The organism is Arthrobacter sp. AOP36-A1-22 (assembly GCF_052377615.1).
Lineage (GTDB): Bacteria > Actinomycetota > Actinomycetes > Actinomycetales > Micrococcaceae > Arthrobacter_H.
The window spans coordinates 48,013-71,028 of record NZ_JBQSWX010000003.1 but is presented as its reverse complement, the minus strand read 5'-3'; the positions used below and the strand labels follow the sequence as shown (position 1 = coordinate 71,028).

Sequence of the window (23,016 nt, the reverse complement as noted above, 5' to 3'; positions counted from 1 at the left end):
TCATTGACGTCTACCGGCCCGTAATATGGGCACACGGACACCGGGCTGGCGGCGCCCGGCCGATAATCTGGGGGTGCGGGACCGGACGACCCCGGCCCTGACCCGCAGCCGTCGATCGTAAAGGTGCCACCTCCGTGTCAGAAACCAAGCCCGTCGTCCTCTTGGCCGAAGAACTCTCGCCCGCCACCGTCCAGGCGTTGGGCCCGGACTTTGAGATCCGCAGCACCGATGGTTCCGATCGAACCCAGCTGCTGGAGGCCATCGTGGACGCCGAGGCGATCCTGGTTCGTTCAGCCACCCAGGTCGACGCCGAGGCCATCGCCGCCGCGACCAAGCTCAAGGTGATCGCCCGCGCCGGCGTCGGACTGGATAACGTGGACATCAAGGCCGCCACCCAGGCCGGTGTCATGGTCGTGAACGCCCCGACCTCAAATATCATCTCGGCTGCAGAACTCACCGTCGGGCATATTGTTTCGCTGGCCCGCAGGATCCCCGCGGCCAACGCCTCGCTGAAATCCGGTGCCTGGAAGCGTTCGGCCTACACCGGCGTCGAACTCTATGAGAAGACCGCGGGCATCATCGGGTTGGGCCGTATCGGCGCCCTCGTGGCGGCCCGGCTGCAGGGCTTCGGCATGGATGTGGTCGCCTATGACCCTTACGTCACCAGCGCCCGCGCCCAGCAGATGGGGGTGCGCCTGCTCGAACTCGACGAATTGCTGGCCACCTCGGACTTCGTGACCATCCACATGCCCAAAACCCCCGAAACCCTGGGCATGCTCGGTGCCGAGGCCTTCGGCAAAATGAAGGACAGCGCCTACGTCGTCAACGTCGCCCGTGGCGGCCTGATCGACGAAGACGCCCTGTATACCGCGCTGAAAGAGGGCCAGATCGCCGGCGCCGGGGTGGATGTATACGTCTCAGAACCCAGCACCGACCTGCCGTTCTTCGACTTCGACAACGTCACCGTCACCCCCCACCTCGGAGCCTCCACCGCGGAAGCCCAAGAAAAGGCGGGCGTCTCGGTCGCCAAATCGGTTCGCCAGGCGCTCTCGGGAGAACTCGTCCCCGACGCGGTCAACGTCGCCGGCGGCGTCATCGACGAACAGGTCCGCCCCGGCATCCCGCTGATCGAGAAGCTCGGACGCATCTTCACCGCGCTGACCGTGGATTCGCTCACCTCACTGGATGTCGAGGTGGCCGGGGAGATTGCCGAACTCGATGTCAAGGTGCTGGAACTCTCGGCACTGAAGGGCGTCTTCCGGGATATCGTCTCCGACCAGGTCTCCTATGTGAACGCCCCCGTGCTGGCCGAACAACGCGGGATCTCCACCCGGCTGGTCACCACCACCGAATCACCCGAATACCGTAACGCGTTGACCCTGAAGGGCGCCCTGTCCGACGGCCAGCAGATTTCGGTGACGGGCACCCTGACGGGGCCGAAGCAGATCGAGAAGCTGGTCGGAATTGGCGGGTACGAACTCGAGATCCCCATCGCCGAACACATGATCGTGCTGATCTACCAGGACCGGGCAGGGGTCATCGGCACCCTGGGCAGCACCCTGGGCCAGCACGGGGTGAACATCGCCGCCATGCAGGTCTCCCGCAATGAGGAAGGCGGCCCGGCCCTGGCAGTGCTCGCTGTGGATTCCTCCCTGCCGGCCGGGGTCCTGGATGAGGTCAGGGATTCGATTAGCGCCACCACGGCCCGCGAAGTAGACCTCTCCGAGTAATTCACGCGCAGCATCAACCCGCCGCAGGGCGTGGGGGGCATCGGCATCGTCGGTGCACCCCACGCCCTGCGTCGCAAGCTGCGGATGGGCCCGCCGGGGCCGATGAGTCCGGTTACTACAGCGTCGATGGGCGGCGGAGCTCCAGGGTGCGGTAGATTTCTGGGGTGACTTCAACTCAGGATCAGACCCCGTTCTACATCACCACGGCCATCTCGTACCCCAATGGCGACCCGCATATCGGCCATGCCTACGAGTTCATTGCCACGGACGCCATGGCGCGTTTCAAGCGCCTGGACGGGGGTGACGTCTTCTTCCTGACCGGTACGGACGAACACGGCCAGAAGATGTTGCAGACCGCCGAGAAGGAAGGCATCACGCCCCGCCAGCTCGCCCAGCGCAACTCGGACGTCTTCCAGGAGGCGCAGGACGAACTGGGGATCAGCTACGACCGGTTCATCCGCACCACCGACGTGGACCACCTCGAAGCCGCCCAGGCCATCTGGAAGCGCATGGAGGAACGCGGCGACATCTACCTCGATAAGTACGCCGGCTGGTACTCGGTGCGCGACGAAGCCTTCTACGGTCAGGACGAGACCGAGGTCCGCGAGGACGGCATCCGGTACGCCACCGAATCCGATACCGAGGTGACCTGGACCGAAGAGGAATCCTATTTCTTCCGCCTCTCCGCCTACCAGGACAAACTGCTGGATCTCTATCGCGACCAGCCCGACTTCGGGGCACCGCACTACCGGTTCAACGAGGTCATCCGTTTCGTTGAGGGTGGGCTGAACGACCTCTCGGTCTCACGCACCTCCTTCGACTGGGGGATCCCCGTACCCGGAAACCCGGCCCACGTGATGTACGTGTGGGTGGACGCGCTGACCAACTACCTGACCGGGGTAGGTTTCCCGGACACCGATTCGGCCTCCTTCCGTAAATACTGGCCCGCCGACCTGCACGTCATTGGCAAGGACATTTCCCGCTTCCACGCCATCTACTGGCCGGCCTTCCTGATGTCCGCCGGGCTGGAATTGCCACGCCGGATCATGATCCACGGCCACCTGCACAACAACGGCGTGAAGATGTCCAAGTCCCTGGGCAATACCGTGGCCCCCGCCGACTGGGTGGAAAACTACGGTCTGGACCAGACGCGGTACTTCCTGCTGCGCGAAGTCCCCTTCGGCGCCGACGGAAACTACAGCCACGACGCGATCGTCGCCCGGATGAATTCGGATCTGGCCAATAACCTCGGCAACCTGGCCCAACGCTCCCTGTCCATGGTCGCCAAGAACTGTGGGGGACTCGTCCCCACCCCAGGCGACTTCACCGACGCCGACCGGGAACTACTGGACGACGCCGAGGCACTGCTGGAGCTGTCGCGCAGCGCTTACGATCGCCAGGAGTTCAGCAAGGGACTCGAGGCCGTATGGCATGTGCTGGGGGATACGAACGCCTACTTCGCAGAAAATGCGCCCTGGGTGCTGCGCAAAACGGATACCGCCCGGATGGAAACCGTCCTGTATGTGACGTTGGAAATCCTGCGGAAGGTCGCCTTGCTGGTGCAGCCGGTGATGCCCACCGCGGGGAGCCAGCTGCTGGACGTCCTGGGCCAATCAGGGGGAGCGGCACGCACGTTCGCCGCCTATGACTCGGCCATTGAACCGGGGGCCGAACTGCCTGCCCCGAGGCCGATTTTCCCGAAGTACGAAGAGCCCGCCGCGGAGTGAATAGGCGCTAGTCAACGGCCTGACGGCGGGTGCCTGCCGCCGGGTGACAGGGAGTACCGGCTGGCGGGGATCGCGCCGATGACGGGTCCGGGGGAAGAGACCGGCAAATTGACAGTGGATGCCTTGTCAGTAAAGTGGGTCAACGGACTTACTCGTACCCCCTACCCCGTATTTGAGGACTGTCATGAGCATCCCACCGGAAATCAGCGGTGAGAATCTAGACCAGAGGCGTGCCTCCCCGACGGAGGCGAAGAAGCCCATTATCCCCGCACCGCGCGTCTTCTGGCCCGCACTAGCCGTCATCGTGGCGCTGGTCGCCGTGGCGATGATTGCCCCCGATGGCACGTCGAAGGTCTTCGGCAATATGCAGTCTGCAGTGGTGGAGGGCCTGGCCCCCTACTACATGTTGGTGGTCGGAGCCTTCGTGGCCTTCGCGATCTGGATGGGCTTGAGCCGCTACGGCAACATCAAGCTCGGCAAGGACGACGAGAAGGCAGAATTCGGCCTGCTGTCATGGTTCGCCATGCTCTTCGCCGCAGGCATGGGCATTGGCCTCGTGTTCTGGGGCGCCGCCGAACCACTGACTTTCTTCGTGAACCCCAAACCCGGCGTGACCGGGGACGAGGCGGATCTTGCTCGGGCCGCCATGGGACAGACCTTCATGCACTGGGGGTTGCATGCCTGGGCCATCTACGCAGTCGTCGGTCTGGCCATGGCCTATGCCATCCACCGTCGAGGATTCCCGATCTCCATCCGCTGGACCCTGGAACCCCTGCTAGGGGACAAGGTCAAGGGCGGGCTCGGCGACACGATTGACGTGATCGCCGTGGTCGGCACCCTGTTCGGCATCGCGACCTCGCTGGGCCTGGGCGTCCAGCAGATCTCAGCCGGACTGTCCCATATGGGCGTTGTCGGTGAAGTGAACAACACGTTGTTGGTGGTGTTGATCATCATCATCACCCTCTTCGCGCTCGTCTCCGCCGTCAGCGGCGTCGGCAAGGGCATTAAGTGGCTTTCGAACATCAACCTGGGCTTGGCCGGGGTCTTCATGATCTCCGTCCTGCTGCTCGGCCCGACCCTGTTCATCTTCCGCGACCTGATCTCCTCGCTGGGCTACTACCTGCAGAACATCCTGGGCATGACCCTCGACACCGCGACCTACACCGGTGCAGCCGGTCAGGAGTGGCTGGGCGACTGGACCATCTTCTACTGGGGTTGGTGGATGTCCTGGGCACCCTTCGTCGGTGTCTTCATCGCCCGGATCTCCCGTGGCCGGACCGTGCGCGAATTCGTCCTCGGCGTCCTGGCGGTTCCGACCATCGTCAGCTTCATCTGGTTCTCCATCATGGGCGGAACGGCCATCCAGGCCGCCTGGGATGATATGAACGGCGGACTGTTCGACGAGAAGGAAGGCATCGTCTCGGAGAACGTCCTGTTCAACATGCTCAGCCAGTTGCCGCTGGGTGGGGTGTTGTCGGTCATCGCCGTGTTGCTGGTGACGATCTTCTTCGTGACCTCCTCGGACTCGGGGTCGCTGGTGATCGACATGCTGGCTTCCGGCGGAGATACCGATCCGCCCAAGTGGAGCCGTGTGCTCTGGGCGTCCCTCGAAGGCCTCGTCGCCATCGCGCTGCTGTTGGCCGGTGGTCTGGGCGCCCTCCAAACGGCGTCCATCCTCACCGCGCTGCCGGTCAGCATCGTGATCATCGGGATGTGCCTGGCCACCTTCAAGGCCCTGAACGCCGAACATCAGGTGCTCCTGCGGGCCGAACGTCGCCAGCGTCGGCGTGAGCTGGCCCGCGAGGTCGGCGAAGGCGTGACCGACGAGCTCACGGACAACTTCGATGAGCGCTTCGGCGAGCAGGTGGACGACCGGATTGAAACGGCACTTCCATCCAACGTCAAGACCCCTCCACGCCCGTGGAAGCCACGCGATAGGCGTCCTCGACTCTAAGTCGCCTCGAGGACCAAGCAGCATCACAGCAGGGCCCCCTCTGGAACTTCTTCCAGAGGGGGCCCTGCTTTTTGTTGTGACCGCCGGGATGGCTGCTCGGCGACATCGCGTGGTCGCGGCCCGGGCAGGAAACATCTCCACGACTGCCACCGATTCTCCCCGCAGGCAGGGGCATCGAGGGGGTGTTGCGTGGCTCACTAAATTAAACTAGAGTCTAGTTTCAGTTATTGAAACACAGCTCGACGATCCTCCCCGTCGCAGGGGAGTGCATCGTCCGTGATTTTGGAGTGAACAGATGCCACTTTCCCTCACCGAAGAGCACACCGACCTAGCCTCCGCAGTCTCCGACTTCGCCGAACGCTTCGCCGATATCCTCGAAACCCGCGAACACCTCCAGGCCTATGCCGAGGGAGGCCGGCCCGACCACTGGGCCGAACTCGTGGATAACGGACTCCACGCCCTGCACATCAGCGAAGAACGTGGCGGCCAGGGCGGAAGCGTGGCCGACACGGCGATCGTGGTGGAGGAATTCGGCCACCGCCTCGTCCCTGGCCCGTTGGTTTCCACCGTGCTCGCCAGCTCCGCCGTGGCCGGGGCCACCGAGTGCAAGGCCTCCACGAGTGGTCTGGACCTCTTCGCCGATGGGGCCACCGGCGCCCTGGTGATGCCCACCGCCGCCGTGACCGTCGCCGCCTCGGCCGAGGGCTGGCTCCTCAGCGGCAGCATCGGCGTCGCCTCGTTGCTCTCCGCCGAACAGCTGGTCATCGGGTTCACCTCCGAGGACGTGACCCGCTTCGCCCTGGTCGATGCCCAGGCAGCCGGTCTGACCAAGCGTGTGGCAGCATCCTCGGACCTCACCCGCGATGCGGGAATCCTGGAGCTGGACGGCCTGGCCATCGGGCACGAAGCCATCCTCGAGGGACTGGAGGCCAGCTACGTCGATGCCCTGAAGGCGGCCCTGCTCGCCGCAGAGGCGTCTGGCCTCATGCGGTGGGCGGTGGAAGCCACCACCGACTACGCCAAAATCCGCGAACAGTTCGACCAGCCCATCGGCTCCTTCCAGGCCATTAAGCACAAATGCGCGAACCTGCTCATTTCCTCCGAACTGGCCACCGCCGCCGCCTGGTCGGCAGTGGTCTCACTCGACCAGGACCGTACCCAGCAGGCCCTGGCCGCAGGATCGGCCATCCAGTCGGCCATCGTCCCCGCCGTCGAGGCGATCACCGAGGCCGTCACCATTTTTGGTGGCATCGGCTTCACCTGGGAGCACGACGCACACCTCTACTGGCGCCGCGCCATGAGCCTCGCGGCACAAGTGGCCCCGGTGGCCGACAGTGTCGCAGCCCTGGGCCGCACCGCCTTGGATGCCGACCGGCAGATCGATATCGTGCTCCCCGACGAAGACCCGGCCTTCCGCACGCGCATCGGGGCACTTCTCGATGAAGCGGCGCAACTGGACAACGAGCACGACGGCGGCCGCTGGTACTCCCGTGGCTCCCAACGAACCTTCCTAGCCGAGAACGGGCTCGCCGCCCCACACTGGCCCGCCCCCTACGGGCTCGGCGCCACCCCGGCAGAACAGGTCGTCATCGGGCAGGAATATGCCCGCCGTGGCCTGGTCCAGCCCACCTCGGTGATCGGGGAATGGGCGATGCCCACGATCCTGGCCTACGGCACCGAGGCCATCAAGGAACAGTTCGCCCTGCCGACCCTGCGTGGGGAACTGGCCTGGTGCCAGCTCTTCTCCGAACCCGGCGCCGGCTCCGACCTGGCAGGACTATCCACCCGGGCCACCCGCGTCGACGGCGGCTGGGAGCTGAAGGGACAGAAGGTCTGGACCTCGGGGGCCCACGAAGCGGACTGGGGCATTTGCCTGGCCCGGACCGATACCGAGGTGCGCAAACACAAGGGGCTGAGCTACTTCCTGGTTGATATGCGCAGCACGGGCGTCGACGTCCGCCCACTGATGCAACCCACCGGCGCCTCGGAATTCAACGAGGTCTTCCTCGATGCGGTCTTCGTCCCCGATGAGTACCTGCTGGGGGAGCCGGGGCAGGGATGGCGCATCACCGCCACCACCTTGCAGAACGAACGGACCCAGATCTCCGCCGGCGTCTCGGCAGGAACCGAAGACGCGATGCGCGAGCTGATCAGCGAAGACGGCTACATCGGTACCGAACGCGAAGCCTTCACCGCCCTGGGCAAGATCGTGGCCAGCAGCTCGGCCATCGGCGCGCTGAACCTGCGCGAAACCCTGCGCCAGGTCAATGGAAGCGACCCGGGAGTTGGTTCCTCATTGGCCAAGGTCGCCCAGGCCCGACTGACCCGCGAGGCAGCCAGTTTGGTGACCGCCCTGGCCGGGCCGGCCATGCTCTTCGCCAACGCCCCGGCCGGCGCGGTGACCCGTCAACTCGACGTCCCCCAGGTGCTGCTCGGCGGGGGCACCGTGGAAATCCAGCTCAATGTCATTGCCGAACGCATCCTCGGCCTGCCGCGCGGCTAAACCGCCCCGCAGGACTCCAGACCTCAAGCCATTCCCGAAAGGATACCCTTCGCATGACAACGATGACGCGCGATACTCAGAACGTGAGAACCCTCGCCACCGACCGACTGCACGAATTGCTCCAGCCACGATCCGTGGTGATCGTGGGCGCCAACAGCAAGTCAGCCTGGTCACAATTCACCTACACCAACCTCATCTCCGGTGGCTTCGACGGTGAGCTCTACCTGGTCAACCGCCGCGGCGAGGAATGCCACGGACAATCCTCCTACACCTCGATCGCCGAGCTGCCGACTGCCCCCGATCTGGCCATCGTGCTCACCGGCACCAAATCATTGGAGACCATCTTGGAGGACGCCCGGCTCAAGGGCATCCGCAACCTCGTGATGCTCGCCGCCGGGCTCAGCGAGGCCGGTGCCGAAGGCAGGGCCTTGCAGGAGAGCCTGGTCGAACGGGCCAGGGCGGCAGACCAGCTGATCCTGGGACCCAATAACCTCGGCTTCATCAACGCGCATGCCAAGGTCGCCGCTTTCAGCCATATGACCCAGATGCCCATGATTTCCGGTGGTGTCGGGATCGCCAGCCAGTCAGGTGCCCTGGCCATCTACCTGTTGCCCTATATGGCCTCACGCGGGGTGGGCTGCTCCACCGCGGTGACGGTTGGCAACGAGGCAATGGTCTCGGCCATCGACGTGATGGACCTGCTGGTCGATGACGAGAACACCACGGTCATCGCCGCCTATCTCGAACAAATTACCAATCCCGCGCAGTTCCTCGACGTCGCCGCACGGGCCCGAAAGGCCGGCAAACCGGTAGTGGTCTTCAAAGCCGGACGCTCCGAGGCCTCGGCCCGCGTCGCCGCCGCCCATACCGGCTCCCTGGTCGGAGACGACAGCGTCATCGATGCCGCCTGCCGGCAGTTCGGGGTGATCCGGGTGGAGAACATCGAGGACCTGATTGCCACCGCGGGGATCATCGAATCCTACGGTGCCGTGGACGGCAACCGGATGGGCGTGGTCACCGGCTCCGGCGCCATGTGCGCCCTGATCGCCGATAAATCCGAGGCACTCGGCCTCCAGATGCCCGCGCCTTCGCCCTCCACGGTCCGGGCTCTGCACGAGGCAGGCCTGCCGGAGTATTCGACGGTCAACAACCCCATGGACACCACCGGTTACATCTCGGTGGATCCGTCCATCCTGACCAAGGCGAACCAATGCTTCATCGATGACCCCAACTTCGACTTCGTCGTGATCAACGCCTCCTGGCCGGCCAACCAGATGATGGCCGATATGGGCAGGTCCACCCAGGACACGCTGCTCGCCCAGCTCACCTCCTCACCCAAACCGGTGATCCCGATGAGCTTCCTGCCCACCGAGGTCACCGAATTCGGGCGGGCCTTCGCCACCGAATACGGCTACCCCCACGCCTCCGACTCCTTCGACCGGGGCATCCCTGCCGTGGCCCGCAGCGCCTGGTGGGGTCGGCGCACCGCGGAACTGGCGGCCGACCCTGCGGTGCCAGAGGCGCCGGCCATCGACCAACCCGCCGGAACGGACACCTGGACCGAAATCGAGACCGGAGCCTTCCTGCGTGAGCATGGCGTGCCCTACGTTCCGGCGACCATCGTGGGCTCGGCCGAACAGGCTGTCGCCGTCGCCGAAGACCTGGGCTACCCCGTGGTGCTGAAGGTGGCCTCTGAAGATATTGCCCATAAGACGGAGGTCGGCGGCGTCAAATTGATGTTGCGGGATGCGGAAGCGGTCACGGCCGCCTACGAATCGATCAGATCTTCCGTCGCCGATCTGGCCCCCGAAGCCCGCGTCCAGGGCGTCGCCGTCTCACCCATGCGCCCGGCCGGCACCGAGCTGCTGGTGGGGATCATCCGTGATCCGCAGTGGGGGCTGGTGATGGCCGTCGGTTTCGGCGGCGTCATGGTCGAGATTCTCAAGGACTCGGCCCTGCGGCTGCTGCCCGTCGGCCCTGCAGAGATTCGACGGATGCTCGAATCCCTCCAGGGAGTCGACTTGCTGACCGGGTTCCGTGGCGGGGAGGCCACCGATCTGGACCAGCTGGCAGAGGTCATCTTCAGGATCTCCCAGGTCGCTCTCGGGCTGGGCGATGAACTCGAAGAGTTGGAAATCAACCCGCTGAGGGTGGCGGGGAACCAGATTGAAGCCCTCGACGCACTGGTCCGGTGGAAGGACCGGGCATGACCGGGGGAGCTGGGCCATGGGGACGTAGCCCGGTGATAGCGTTGGAGTCCCATTCCGACCGGCAGCAGAAGGAGCACGATGTCCGGCCAACTCTCCGCGGATCTCGTCGATCTTCCCGCCTACCAGGTGATGCGCAGGCAGCGCATCCTGGACGCGGCGAAAACCCTACTGGTGGGAACCGACTACGACTCCATCCAGATTCGGGACGTCGCCGCCGAAGCCAACGTGGCACTGGGCACTCTATACCGGTACTTCTCCTCGAAGGAGCACCTGTATGCGAACGTCGTCTACGACTGGAGCGTGCCCTTCAACTCGGCCGACCAGTCCTGGGCGGAGGGCCTGAGCACCACCGAACGCGTCCAGTATCGGATGCGCTCGGCGCTGGCGGCCTTCGAACGACAGCCGAACTTTTACAAGGCCATTTGGCTGCTGCGCTCCACCTCGGACCCGCAGGTTTCGGCGTTGATGCAGCAACTCGGCGTCGTGCTGGAGGAACCCATCCACGCGGACTTTGCGATGCTCGGTCACGAGGAGGCAGCCGATATCACCGCCATGGTGTGGTGCGTGCTGATGGATCTGGTGGCCCGGCTGCTGACCGGGGACAAGACGATTCCCGAAGCCCATCGGGTGATCGACAGCTTCGTGCGGATGATCGGCCTGCGGGTCGCTCAGTTCGAGGCCGAGGGCGCCTAACCGGCGCAGCCCTTCTCAGTCCGGCTGCGGCTTCGGCCACGGATACTGGGGTGCTCTCATGAGCGCCCACGAATTGGATCATCTGGCCATCGCGGTGCCCGCCTGGGCGCCCGCCGGCCCGGTGCTGAACCGCGAGCTGGGTGCCCGGTGGGGCGGAGGATTCACCACCGAAGCCTTCAACCCCTGCCAGTTGGCGGTGGTCGACGACATGCGGGTGGAACTACTCGAACCCAGCGGGTCCGAACACTCCTTCATCCAGCGTTTCCTTGACCAGCACGAGGGCTCAGCGGCCCCGCACCATGTGACCTTCAAGGTGGGCGACATCCGTTCGGCCATCGCCGCGGCGCAGGAGGCAGGGATCGAGCCGATCCTGGTGAACCTGCAGCACCCCGGATGGCAGGAGGCCTTCCTCCACCCTCGGGACACCGGGCTGGGCTTTTTGGCCCAACTGGTCCAGAGCACAACGATCCTCGACGCGTCGGCGGAGCAACTGCCCCATTCCACCGGTGGTTGCCCGTGGGATGAGCAGAACACCGATCCGGTGCGGGTCCAGCTCATCCATGGGGTCGTCGAGGACCTGCCTCTCGCCCGCACCGTCCTCGTGGACGTTCTCGGTGCCCGCACCTTCGGCATCGGTCCCGCACCCCGCGGCCAGAGCGATGTTCTGGGCTTCGGCTGGAACGAGGGCGCCGACCTGGTCTTGAGCCAAGGAACAGCCATCGGGGTGGACGCCATCGGCATCCTGCCAGCCGAGACTTTCTGGCCGCCGGGAGACTACCCCACAGACCTGACCGCGCAGCTGGGCGAGGGCACCGGGCATCCCGAACTCGGGATCCGCATTGCCGCACTGCGTTCCGCAACGGTGTCGGCGGACAGCTAGATCCCACCGTCGCCAGCTGTCACCATCGACCACCACAGCCAGGCGCCGGACCATCGGCGCGTCACCGAACCAACCATCCCCGATCTCAGGAGAACACCATGGGACTGAAAGCAGAAGCCGCGATTCTCGGTTTCCACGAACTGCCGCCACAGCGCAAGCTGACCCGCGATAAGACCTTCAACCTCGAACAGTGGGCGCGCCTGTCCAAGGCGGCGTTGGACGACGCAGGCCTGGATGCCACGGACGTCGACGGAATCGTCACCCCGCTCATCGGCGAAGCCAGCATGTTCGTCCCCTCCACCATCACCGAATATCTGGGCATCAACGCCAACTTCGCCGAAATAGTGGACCTGGGTGGGGCCGGCTCCGCTGCCGCCGTCTGGCGTGCCGCCGCCGCCGTCGAACTGGGATTGTGCGAAACAGTCCTGGTCACCTTCCCCGGGACCCACGAGGTGCCCACCCACGAGCGTCGGCCGTTCGTCCTCGATGACAGCATGCTCTTCGGGGCCTCCTCCAACGCCTACGGATCCCCGCAGGCGGAGTTCGAAATCCCGTATGCCAATCTGGGCCAGAACGGGCCCTACGGCCAGATCGCCAAACGCTATGGACATGAATTCGGCTACGACGAACGCGCGATGGCCAAGATCGCCGTCGACCAGCGCACCAACGCCTGTTCCACGCCGGATGCCATCTTCCACGGCCAGCCACTGACCATCGAGGACGTGCTGGCGTCGCCGATGGTCGCCGATCCCCTGCATAAACTCGAAATCGTCATGCCGTGCCAGGGCGGCGCCGCGGTCGTCATCGGCAACAAGAACCAGGCCAAAAAGTCAAAGAACCGTCCGGCCTGGATCAAGGGCTTCTGGGAACGCGTGCCCTATAAGACGCCGACCTACGCCCACGATCTGATGTATTCGCCGATGATCCACGCCGCCGACCAGGCCTTCGATATGGCGGGCCTGGGCCGGGGCGATATGGACATGGTCTCCATCTATGACTGCTATTCCATCACCGTGCTCATGTCCTTGGAGGACGCAGGCTTCACCGAGAAGGGCAAGGGAATGCAGTTCGTCAACGAACACGACCTGACCTTCCGCGGTGATTTCCCGATGAACACCGCCGGTGGCCAGCTGTCCTTCGGCCAGGCGGGCATCGCCGGAGGCATGCACCACGTGATCGACGGCGTCCGACAAATCATGGGCCGCTCGGGAGAAGCCCAGGTCAACGACTGCAACCGGGCGTTTGTCTCCGGGAACGGCGGCATCATGAGCGAACAAACCGCACTGATCCTCGAAGGCGAATAGGAGCTTTGACCATGAGCACAGATACAGCACCCGTTTTCGAACGGCCCATGCCCGTCCCGACCCCGCTGACCCAGCCGTTCTGGGATGCGCTGGCCGAACACAAGGTCCGCATCCAGTACTCCCCGTCACTGGGCGAATACGTCTTCTACCCCCGGCCGCTGGCCCCGCGCACCCTGGCCGACGACCTTCAATGGCGGGAGATCCCCGGCACCGGGACCCTCTACACCTACACGATCACCACCCGGCCGGTGTCACCACATTTCGCGGCCGAGGGCCCCATGGTCCTGGCCGTCGTGCAATGGGATGAGGGCCCGAAGTTCTCCACCGAACTGATCAACATCGACCACGCAGACCTCACGATCGGCATGCGCGTCAAGCCGGTCTTCTGCGACTACCCCGCATCCGACATCACCATGCTGCGCTACGAACCGGAGGTATGAAATGAGCACAGAAACCACCGACGCCCTGCCAGCGGTCACGCTGCGCATCGGCTCCGAAATCCGCACGCACGCCCAGGGCGTCCACGAGCACGTGAACCCGGCCACCGGCCAGATGGATGCCCGCGTCCCGATGGCCGGACCGGCAGAGGTCGACGAGGCCGTCCAGGCCGCCCATCTGGCCTTCGCCACGTGGAAAGCCACGCCCGCCGCCGAGCGCGGACGGGCCCTGCTCAAACTCGCCGGGCTCATCGAAGCCCACGTCGATGAGTTCACCGAACTCGGCATCGCCGACAACGGGACCCCGAGGACCACCGCCCGGCTCTCGGTGGATGCTGCCGTGAGCTGGATCAGGTACTACGGGGGATGGGCCGATAAGCTGCCGCTGGGCAGGATCTCCTCTACTGTCGGTGCCGGCGGGGTCTTCGGGCACACCCTGCGTCAGCCCTACGGTGTCATCGGGGCCATCATCACCTGGAACGCCCCGCTGATGTCCCTGGCGATGAAGGTCCCCGCGGCCCTGGCCGCCGGGAACACCGTCGTCGTCAAACCCAGCGAACTGACGCCCCTGGGTGTCATGCTCTTCGCCGACCTGGTCCAGGAGGCAGGCATCCCCGACGGCGTCTTCAACGTCGTCACCGGCGGAGCCGACGCGGGCGCAGCCCTGGTGGAACACCCGCTGGTCAAGAAGGTGTCCTTCACCGGTGGCCCGGAGACCGCGCGCAAGATCACCGCCACCGCCGCGCAGACCTTCAAGCCGGTCCTGCTGGAACTGGGGGGCAAATCGGCGAACATCGTGTTCGAGGACGCCGATCTGGATGCCGCAGCCCAGCAGGCGGCGGTCATGGCCTTCGCGATCATGACCGGGCAGGGTTGCGCCATGCCGACCCGGCTGCTGGTGCAGGACTCCATCCACGACGAGTTCCTGGCCAAGGTCGCCGCCATCGCCGGCTCCTTCAGCATCGGAGATCCCCAGGATCCGACAACGATCTGCGGGCCGGTGGTCAACCAGGCGGCGATCGACAGGATCGAGGGCATGGTCGGCCGGGCCCAGGACGAGGGCGCCCGGCTCGTCATGGGCGGCTCCCGAGGTGAGGGGGAACTAGCCGAGGGGTTCTACTATCTGCCGACCATCCTGGACGACGTCGACCCCGCCAGCGAGTTGGCCCAGAAGGAAGTCTTCGGCCCCGTCTTGGCAGTGATGCGGTTCAGCGACGAAGCAGAGGCGGTCCAACTGGCCAACGGGACCGATTACGGGCTCTCCGGCTACCTGTGGACCGCGGATACGCGCCGGGCGATCCGAATCACCGAAGAGCTCGAGACCGGCGAAGTCATCGTCAACGGCGCCCCCAATGCGGTCACCGAACGACCCTTCGGCGGGATCGGGCACTCCGGCAACGGCAACGAAGGCGGGGTGGAAGGCCTGGAGGAGTTCTTCTGGACCAAATCCGTCGCCTACGGAAACGGCTGATCCAGCCACCACCCACGAGTCACAACCGGTGGTCCCCCTCAAAGCCGTGGGGCCACCGGTGGGCTGTGACCGTTCCTGACCGGAGCGGGTTGCGGACCCACGGAATGTTTGCACCATGCTTCTTTCGCCGCTTACCTGAAAGGTTGGGACAACGATGTCCGCACCCGCTGGCCGCCAGGCCACCCTGATCAAACAACTCAAGAAACCGGGATTCGCCGCCGTCGTGGTGGTGCTGATCCTGGCGGAGATCGTCTCGGCCTTCGAACTGTCGATGATGTACGTCACCCTTCCGACGCTAATCACCGAATTCCAGGTCGACGCCAACACCGTCGCCTGGGTGGTGACCGCCTACCTGCTGGTTTCCGCCTCCGCCGGGGTGATGGGCGGACGCTTCGGGGACCTCTACGGCCGGCGTAAGGTCCTGCTTATCGTGCTGGCCATCGCCGGGGTCGGCTCGCTGATCTCCCTGCTGGGCGGAACCCTGGGGATGATCATCCTGGGCCGCGCCATTCAAGGCACTGCCGGCGCGGTCATGGGGCTGGCCTTCGGCCTGGCCCGGGAACACCTCGAGGAGGAACGCGTTCCGGTGGGTGTCTCCATGATCGGGGCTTCGGCCCTGATCGCCGGCGCCGCCGGTGCCTTCATTGCAGGATTCATGATCGACGCCTTCTCCTGGCATGGGATTTTCGCCTTCGCCGCGGTGCTGGCCGGCGTCGCGATCGTCACCATCCTGATTGTCATCCCCCGGGACACGACCGCCCCCACGACGGAGAAACCCGACTATCTGGGGGCCCTGCTGCTGCCCATCGCCGTCAGTGCCGTCCTGCTGGCCCTGTCCGGCAGTTCCAAAACCGGATTCGCCTCGGCCCAGTTCATCGGTCTGATGGGCACCGGCCTGCTCGTCTCCGCGGTCTGGGCCTGGTGGGAACTGCGCGTGGAATCCCCGATCGTGAATCTGCGGATGTTCAAGAACCGGCAGATCGCCCTGGTCATGACGGCCACCCTCTGTGCCGCCATCGGGCCGATCGGTGGATTGGCAGTGCCCACGCAGATGGTCCTGCAATATCCGACGAGTGAAGGGTTCGGGCTGGGTTTCAGCGCCACGGCGGCCGGGGTGCTCAGCTGCATCACGGCGCTGCTGGGCTACGCGTTCTCCCCGTTGGGCGGACGGATGGCTTATCGGTTCGGTGCCCGCTCGGTCTTCGTCTGCGGGCTGACGTTGATGACAGCGGCCTTGGCCATCATCCTGTTGTCCTTCGGCAACGCCCCCATGTTCATCATCGCCCAGGGGATCAACGGCATCGGCATCTCGCTGACCTTCGGCGCGCTGCCCAATGTGCTCATCGAAGCCATTCCCGAGGCCAATACCTCCGAAACCGCGGGGACCAACACCATGGTGCGCAACGTCGGGCAGTCGGCGGCGACGGCCATCGGCGCCTACATCCTGGCCAGCTACCAGGACCCCAGCACGACCTTGGTCAACCAGGCCGGCGTCAGCGCAGCCTTCCTGTTCGTGCTGGCTTTCTCGGTCCTGTCGGTCGTACTGGGGCTGATGCTCAAACGCCATCCGCTGAAATGGGTTCCCGAGACGGCTGCCGAGAGGGGCGCGCGCCGCGGGAAGAACGCCATGGCCGTGCCGGCGGAACATCACAGATAGACAAGAACTAGAATCTGGTTATAGTATTTATAGGTACGTGATCCGCACCACCGTCCCGGTGCGTGTCCACAGCAGCACGGGGGATCCCCGTGGAAGGAGCGAACCCCATGACGATCAACGTCGAGAACATCGGGAAGACCACTGAGGGAGAGCCCTACAGCTGGGAGTCCCGGGATGCGTTGCTCTATGCGCTCAGTGTCGGAGCCGGGGCGTCGAACCCGGGGGAGAACCTGGCGTTCACCACAGAAAATTCCCGCGGCATCGACCAGCAGGTCCTGCCGACCTTCGCCGTCGTCCTGGGCGGTTCGGGTGGTTCGATGGAGGAGCTGGGGGACTTCAAGCTCTCCCAGATCCTCCATGGCGGCCAGACCATCACCCTGCACCGCACCCTGGAGCCGGCGGGCACCGTGATCCCGGTCAGCGGGATGACTGCCGTCCACGACAAGGGCAAGCACGCGGTGATCGAGTTGACCACCGAGCTCTTGGATGCCCGGACCCGTGAACCGGTGGCGACCAGCATCACCACCATGATCATCCGGGGCGAAGGCGGATTTGGTGGGGATCCGGGACCCAAGGAAACCTGGGCCGTCCCCGACCGCCCGGCGGATATCAGTGTGTCCCGCAGGACTGCCCGGGACCAGGCCCTGCTTTACCGGCTGAACGGGGATCGCAATCCGTTGCACTCCGACCCGCAGCTGGCTCGCATGGTGGGCTTCGAGAAGCCGATACTGCACGGGTTGTGCACCATGGGCTTCGCCGGAGTGGCCGTGCTCGAGGAGGTGGCCGATGCGGATCCCGACCGCTTCGGTGCCATCAGCGTCCGCCTGGTTTCCCCCGTGGTGCCCGGGGATGAACTGACGACCAACATCTGGCATACCGAAACCGGCGCCGTGTTCCAGGTCCGCGTCGGGGACACCGTCGTCCTGGACCGCGGCACCTACACCCACCGATCCCTCGGAGCGGACCGGACCGTCGCGGCGGGAGCAGTCACGGCTCCGCCGGAAACCAGCAGGGAGGAAACCCCATGAAGATTGCCGTTCTGATCAAACAGGTCCCCGACACGTGGGACGAGAGACAACTGACGGCCTCCGGCCACGTCGACCGGGCCGCCAGCGAGCGCATTGCCGACGAAATCACCGAACGCGCCCTCGAGATCGCCTTGCTCCAGAAGGACGCCGATAAATCGGTGGAGGTGGTGGCCGTCACGATGGGTCCTGCCCAGGCCAGTGATGCGCTGCGCAAGGCCCTCCAGATGGGAGCCGACTCAGCCAGGCACATCAACGACGACACGCTGGCCGGTGCCGATGCCCTCACCACAGCCCGCGCACTGGCCGCCGGGCTGCAGGACGATGGCTACGACATCATCCTCGCCGGCAACGAATCCACCGACGGCCGCGGCGGCGTGGTCCCGGCGATGATCGCCGAACTGCTCGGGATCCCGTTCGCCGGCCCGCTGAACACCGCTGATTTCACCGGCGGATCGATCACGGGCGAGCGCGAATCCGCCGAGGGCACCGAGACGGTGAGCGCGCCCCTGCCCGCCGTGGTCTCGATCACCGAACGGGCCGCCGAACCACGCTTCCCCAAGTTCAAGGGCATCATGACCGCCAAACGGAAGCCGGTCACCGTGAGCGACGCGGCCACCCTTGGCCTTACCGATCTCGCGCACGACGACGGCAACCTGGTCCTCGCCTCGAGCAGACGTCCGGCCAGGACCGCAGGGCCGAAGATCATCGACGAGGGCCAGGCGGCCTCGGAACTCATCGACTACCTCAGCGCCGAACACCTGATCTGAAGGGACTGGACACCATGAGCAAGATTCTCGTCAACTGTGAAATAGCGGCCAATGGCGCGCTGCGCCCCCATACCGCCCATCTGCTGGCCCTGGCGGCCCGGTTGGGCGAACCGGTCGCGGTGGTGGCCGCCCCTGCAGGGACCACGGTCGGTGCCGATCTCGCCGCCTGGGGCGCCCCCGTGATCCTCATCGGCCACACCCCGGCAGCCACCAGCCATGTGGCCGCCGGCGCGGTCGCCGCCCTCACCGAGGCCGTGACCCGGTACGCACCGGCCGCCGTTCTGGCCTCCACCACGGCCGATGCCCGGGAGACCATCGGCCGCCTGGCTGCCCGCACGGGGAACCCCGTGATGCTTGAAGCCATCGACGTCACCACCGCGGACGGCAGGGTCCGCGCGACGCATACGGTCTATGGAGGGAACTACTCCACCGAGTCCACCGTCGGCTCCGGCATTGCGCTGGTGACCGTCTCCTCCAGTGGAGAAGCCGCCCCTGCCCCCGTCGACACCCCGAAGGTCGAAACCCTCGATCTGGAGGTCGAGACCAGCACGGCAGCTGCCATCATGGCCACCCACCCCGCCCCGGCGACCTCGGGTCGCCCGGATCTGGCGTCGGCGAAGATCGTGGTCTCCGGTGGACGGGGACTGGGCTCGGAGGAGGACTTCGCCCTGGTGGGACAGCTGGCCGACGCCCTCGGTGCCGGCCTGGGGGCTTCCCGGGCCGCCGTCGACGCCGGCTACATCACGCAGAACCACCAGGTCGGCCAAACAGGTGTCAGCGTGTCGCCGGACCTCTACCTGGCCGTGGGCATCTCCGGGGCGATCCAGCACCGCGCCGGCATGCAGACCGCCCAACGCATCGTGGCCATCAACGAGGACGAGGACGCCCCCATCTTCGACATTGCCGATTTCGGCATCGTCGGTGACCTGTTCACGATCCTTCCGCAGCTCCAGCAGGGCCTCGCCGACCGCGCGGGCGTCGGCGCGGGCGTCTAGGGCGGGGACCGGAGATGACGTTGAAGACCGAGCCCGGCCGGACAAAGCCCGGGACCCGGAGGCATCCCACCGGGGTGAAGGCGATTCTGCTGTGGATCGGTGTGGCCATGGTGACCCTGGCCGTCGTCGTCGTGCTGGCCCGGTGGATCCGGGGGTTGGAACCGGTGCAGGACTTCCTGCTCACCTACCCCGGACGGTCCGAACTTCCCGACGGGGCCCCGGTCGGGATACCGGCCTGGCTGGGGTGGCAGCACTTCCTCAACGCGTTCTTCCTGGTGCTGATCATCCGTACGGGCTGGCAGGTGAGGAACACCGCCCGACCCCCGGGTCATTGGACGCGCCGGAACACCGGACTGTTCAAGACCCGGAACAAGCCGACCAAGATCAGCCTGGACCTGTGGTTCCACCTGAGCCTGGACGTGCTGTGGTTGCTCAACGGGCTGGTCTTCGTGGTGTTGCTCTTCGTCACCGGTGGCTGGATGAGGATAGTTCCCACGAGTTGGGACGTGGTCCCGAATGCGCTCAGTGCCGCCTTGCAATATGCCTCGTTGAACTGGCCGATCGAGAACGGCTGGGTGAACTACAACTCGCTGCAACTGTTGGCGTATTTCGCCATCGTGTTCATCGCTGCTCCGCTCGCAGCGATCACCGGCGTGCGGATGAGCTCTGCCTGGCCCAAGGGCCACCGTAGGCTGGATAAGGCCTTCCCGATCGAACTCGCCCGCAGGATCCATTTTCCGGTGATGGTCTTCTTCGTCGGATTCGTCATCGTGCACGTGGTGCTGGTGTTCTCCACCGGGATGCTGGCCAACCTCAACCACATGTATGCCGCGAGGGAGGGGGCAGGATGGCTCGGCTTCGGATTCTTCGCTGCCTCGCTGGCCGTCATGGTCGCCGCCTGGCTCCTGGCCAGGCCCCTGTTCCTGCGTCCAGTGGCCGGGTTGATGGGCAAGGTCTCGAAGTAGGCAAGGCCCGGCTTGTCCGAGGCCGGACCACCCGGATCCGACACAACGGAAGCCCCGCTCCTGGCGATAGCACGAGGGGCGGGGCTTCCGGCCGTCCTGGGCCTATTCGGTGGCCAGGCCCTCCACGGGGGAGAGGAGGGCCGCCCGGCGGGACGGCAGGACCGAGGCGGCCAGCGCCGCGGCCACGGAGACCCCCAGGACCAGCGCCAACTGGGCCCACGGCAATGACAGCGTCACGTCGGTGAAGGCGCCCAGGGCCGACTGGGCCCCCAGGGCGCCATAGGCGGTACCCAACACGATCCCCAGTGCCGCGGCCACCCCGGCAATCAAGACCGCCTCCAGGGCCAGCATGGAGCGCAGCTGGCCCCGGGTCAGCCCCAGGGCCCGCAGCAGGGCCGACTCACGGGTGCGTTCGAGCACCGACAGGCTCAGGGTGTTGGCCACCCCGATCAGCGCAATGAACACCGCCACGGCGAGCAACCCGGAGACCACGAGCAAGAGCGTGTCGATGACCTGGTTGAACAGCGAGCGCTCCAGGGCGCCACCGGCGACCTGGTAGTCCTGCACGTGTAGTTCGGCGGCCAACGTACTGCTCAGTTCCTGCAGCTGATCTGTGCTCAGCCCGTTGGCGGCTTTGAGCCACAGCAGCGGATAGGCGCCCACCTGATCGGGTCCCGCCTCGGCCGCGGCACGGGCCGCCGAAGCGCCGGTGGTGTATCCATCGAGCTGCTGTGCCGTTTCCAGGCTCATCAGCGGTGCCGAGATCTCCGACTGGGAATGCTTGGTCGCCAAGGAGCTGGCGGTGGATCCCTCGAACGCCGTGACCTCGACGTCGTCACTGGTGGTCGATTGGCCGACCAACACTTCGCCGGTGCCCGGTACCAGCGACGGGTCCTTGAGGACCCGGGCCAGTTGCTCGGCGGTTGCGGCGTAGACCGGCTCCCCGGCGGCGTTCCGCCCCACGGGTTTGAGCAGTGCGACCTCCTCGATCGAGTCGACCCCCGCGGCGAGCTTGGCTTGTTCGGTACCGAGCTGGCCGACCCCCGGCGCGGCATCGGGGCCGGGCTGGGCGCCGCCGTCGAAGCCCTCACCGTAGCTGGCGGGGGAGGCGACGGTGACATCGACCAGGTAGTTGCGGGCCAGCTCGTCGTTGAAGGACTGCTTGGTGGTCTGGGCGCCGACCATCATCATCGACACCAGCGTGACGCCGATCAGCAGCGCCGTTGCGGTCGCGGTGGTGCGCCCGGGGTTGCGCACCGAGTTCAACGACGCCAGCTTCGCCGGAACCGAGGATCCACCGATCAGCCGTCCCACGCCGCGGACGGCACCGGGCAGGAAGAGCGAGGCGAGCATCAGTACCCCGATGAAGGAGAACAGGCCGCCGGCGAAACCCACCAGGAGCAGGCCCAGCACCGCTCCGACGATGAGCAACCCTCCGCCACCCAGCAGCAGGAGCGCCCCGAAGACCAGACGGACCTTGCCCACCCGGTTGTGCACGGTGGCGTTCTCGGCAGGACGCAGGGCGGCCAGGGGGGCCACGCTCATCGCCTTGCGGGCCGGGGCCCAGGCGGCGAAGAGGGTCATCACGGTGCCGGCGAGAAGACCGGCGATGATCGCGCCCGGGGGCACCGCCAACACGGCGAAGGAAGCCGAAGGCAGCGTCGAGACGTAGCCGACCAGCCCGGCCATGACCCCGATGGCCAGCAGCACGCCCAGGACGGAGGAGACCAGCCCCACCACCAGGGCCTCGACCAGCACCGAGCGGCGCAGTTGGGAGCTCAGGGCACCCAGGGTTCGGAGCAGGGCGAGTTCACGGGTGCGCTGGGCGACCAGGACCGCGAAGGTGTTCATGACCACCAGCCCGGTGACCACCAGGGCGATCAATGCGAAGACCAGCAGCACCCCGGTGAGCTGATCCTGGCCTCCGGTGAAACCTGCCAGGTCTTCGACGGTGCGTTCCTGCGCGGTCATGACCGACGCCTGGGGGACACCCGCGGACTTCAGTGCGGCAGTGACGGCCGAGGTGGTCTCTGCCGGGTCGGTTCCATCATCCAGTCGGACGAGCAGGGATTGATACTGCGGGTCGGAGCCGATCAGGGTGGAGTAGCGCTGGGGGGAGACGGTCACCTGCAGATTTGACCCCATGAAAGGGCTGTTGCTGGAGGTCGTGATCCCGCTGATCCGGGCCGTGAAGTCCACCGTGGAGCCGTCCGCGGAGGACCCGGACATCCCGACCTCGTCGCCGACCTTCAGGTGGTAGGTCTTGGCATGCTGATCGTCCACCGTGATTTCCTCGCGGCCGGCCGGAACGGCACCGGAGTCCAGCTTGGTGGTGCGCAACTGTTCGTCGGATCCATAGGATTGCACGATGGCGTTATAGTCGCCCGAGCCGGTTTCGATCCTGGCTCCGGCGCTGCTTTGGGCCTCCGCGGCGGCGACGCCGGGGGCCTGGCGGACCGCGGTGAGCTGCTCGGGGCCCAGTCCCACGCTGTCGTCGGTCTCATCGGGACTGATGCCGGCGACCAGATCGGCGTTCTGGTAGGCCTCGCCGATGCTGCGTTCCAGCGAGGCGGTGGTGGAGGCGTTGACCATCAAGGTGGCCGCCAGGAAGGCGGTGCCGATCATCACGGCCAGGGTGACGGCGATGAAACGCCGCGAATACATGCGGATGTTGGCCAGGGCGAGTGAAAACATC

Annotated in this window: 16 protein-coding genes; 15 read left to right on the top strand and 1 reads right to left on the bottom strand. The window is 65.8% G+C overall.

The window, feature by feature from the left end; genetic code table 11:
• Positions 1-134 precede the first annotated feature (134 nt).
• The 15 genes from serA (at position 135) to ACT3S2_RS02805 (ending at position 20,321) form a co-directional block, all read left to right on the top strand.
• Complete coding sequence (gene serA / locus ACT3S2_RS02875) at positions 135-1,730, top strand: phosphoglycerate dehydrogenase (RefSeq protein WP_441380597.1); 1,596 nt, start codon at positions 135-137, stop codon at positions 1,728-1,730.
• A gap of 164 nt (positions 1,731-1,894) precedes the next feature.
• On the top strand, positions 1,895-3,457 hold the full coding sequence (metG, locus tag ACT3S2_RS02870) for a methionine--tRNA ligase (RefSeq protein WP_443348081.1): 1,563 nt from the start codon (positions 1,895-1,897) through the stop codon (positions 3,455-3,457).
• A gap of 184 nt (positions 3,458-3,641) precedes the next feature.
• On the top strand, positions 3,642-5,411 hold the full coding sequence (locus ACT3S2_RS02865; protein WP_443348082.1) for a BCCT family transporter: 1,770 nt from the start codon (positions 3,642-3,644) through the stop codon (positions 5,409-5,411).
• Between the two features lie 295 nt (positions 5,412-5,706).
• Positions 5,707-7,914 carry an acyl-CoA dehydrogenase family protein gene (locus tag ACT3S2_RS02860; protein WP_444561189.1) on the top strand — a complete coding sequence of 736 codons (2,208 nt, stop codon included), beginning with the start codon at positions 5,707-5,709 and terminating at the stop codon, positions 7,912-7,914.
• A gap of 53 nt (positions 7,915-7,967) precedes the next feature.
• Positions 7,968-10,124 (top strand): acetate--CoA ligase family protein, encoded by a 2,157-nt coding sequence (locus ACT3S2_RS02855; protein ID WP_444561188.1) that lies wholly within the window; start codon positions 7,968-7,970, stop codon positions 10,122-10,124.
• A gap of 78 nt (positions 10,125-10,202) precedes the next feature.
• Complete coding sequence (locus ACT3S2_RS02850) at positions 10,203-10,817, top strand: TetR/AcrR family transcriptional regulator (protein WP_086998579.1); 615 nt, start codon at positions 10,203-10,205, stop codon at positions 10,815-10,817.
• A gap of 58 nt (positions 10,818-10,875) precedes the next feature.
• Entirely contained in the window at positions 10,876-11,697 is an 822-nt protein-coding gene (locus ACT3S2_RS02845) for a VOC family protein (RefSeq protein WP_444561187.1), read from the top strand.
• Between the two features lie 98 nt (positions 11,698-11,795).
• On the top strand, positions 11,796-13,001 hold the full coding sequence (locus ACT3S2_RS02840; protein ID WP_444561186.1) for a thiolase family protein: 1,206 nt from the start codon (positions 11,796-11,798) through the stop codon (positions 12,999-13,001).
• Positions 13,002-13,012: 11 nt separating this feature from the next.
• On the top strand, positions 13,013-13,441 hold the full coding sequence (locus ACT3S2_RS02835) for a Zn-ribbon domain-containing OB-fold protein (RefSeq protein WP_443411176.1): 429 nt from the start codon (positions 13,013-13,015) through the stop codon (positions 13,439-13,441).
• Position 13,442: 1 nt separating this feature from the next.
• Positions 13,443-14,909 carry an aldehyde dehydrogenase family protein gene (locus tag ACT3S2_RS02830; protein ID WP_444553474.1) on the top strand — a complete coding sequence of 489 codons (1,467 nt, stop codon included), beginning with the start codon at positions 13,443-13,445 and terminating at the stop codon, positions 14,907-14,909.
• A 154-nt stretch (positions 14,910-15,063) separates the two neighbouring features.
• Positions 15,064-16,566: an MFS transporter gene (locus ACT3S2_RS02825; RefSeq protein ID WP_444561185.1), complete on the top strand. Its 1,503-nt coding sequence runs from the start codon at positions 15,064-15,066 to the stop codon at positions 16,564-16,566.
• Positions 16,567-16,673: 107 nt separating this feature from the next.
• The gene (locus ACT3S2_RS02820; protein WP_444561184.1) at positions 16,674-17,594 is read left to right on the top strand and encodes a MaoC/PaaZ C-terminal domain-containing protein; all 921 of its coding nucleotides are present in this window, start codon (positions 16,674-16,676) and stop codon (positions 17,592-17,594) included.
• The gene (locus ACT3S2_RS02815; protein ID WP_444553471.1) at positions 17,591-18,361 is read left to right on the top strand and encodes an electron transfer flavoprotein subunit beta/FixA family protein; all 771 of its coding nucleotides are present in this window, start codon (positions 17,591-17,593) and stop codon (positions 18,359-18,361) included. Before ACT3S2_RS02820 ends, ACT3S2_RS02815 begins: the two co-directional genes overlap by 4 nt.
• Before the next feature lie 14 nt (positions 18,362-18,375).
• The gene (locus ACT3S2_RS02810) at positions 18,376-19,356 is read left to right on the top strand and encodes an electron transfer flavoprotein subunit alpha/FixB family protein (RefSeq protein WP_444561183.1); all 981 of its coding nucleotides are present in this window, start codon (positions 18,376-18,378) and stop codon (positions 19,354-19,356) included.
• A gap of 14 nt (positions 19,357-19,370) precedes the next feature.
• Positions 19,371-20,321, top strand: a complete 951-nt coding sequence (locus tag ACT3S2_RS02805; RefSeq protein ID WP_444561182.1) for a cytochrome b/b6 domain-containing protein — start codon at positions 19,371-19,373, stop codon at positions 20,319-20,321.
• Between the two features lie 102 nt (positions 20,322-20,423).
• Here the strand turns inward: ACT3S2_RS02805 and ACT3S2_RS02800 are convergent, their stop codons facing one another.
• The gene (locus ACT3S2_RS02800; RefSeq protein WP_444561181.1) at positions 20,424-23,015 is read right to left on the bottom strand and encodes an ABC transporter permease; all 2,592 of its coding nucleotides are present in this window, start codon (positions 23,013-23,015) and stop codon (positions 20,424-20,426) included.
• Between the last annotated feature and the right edge of the window lies 1 nt (position 23,016).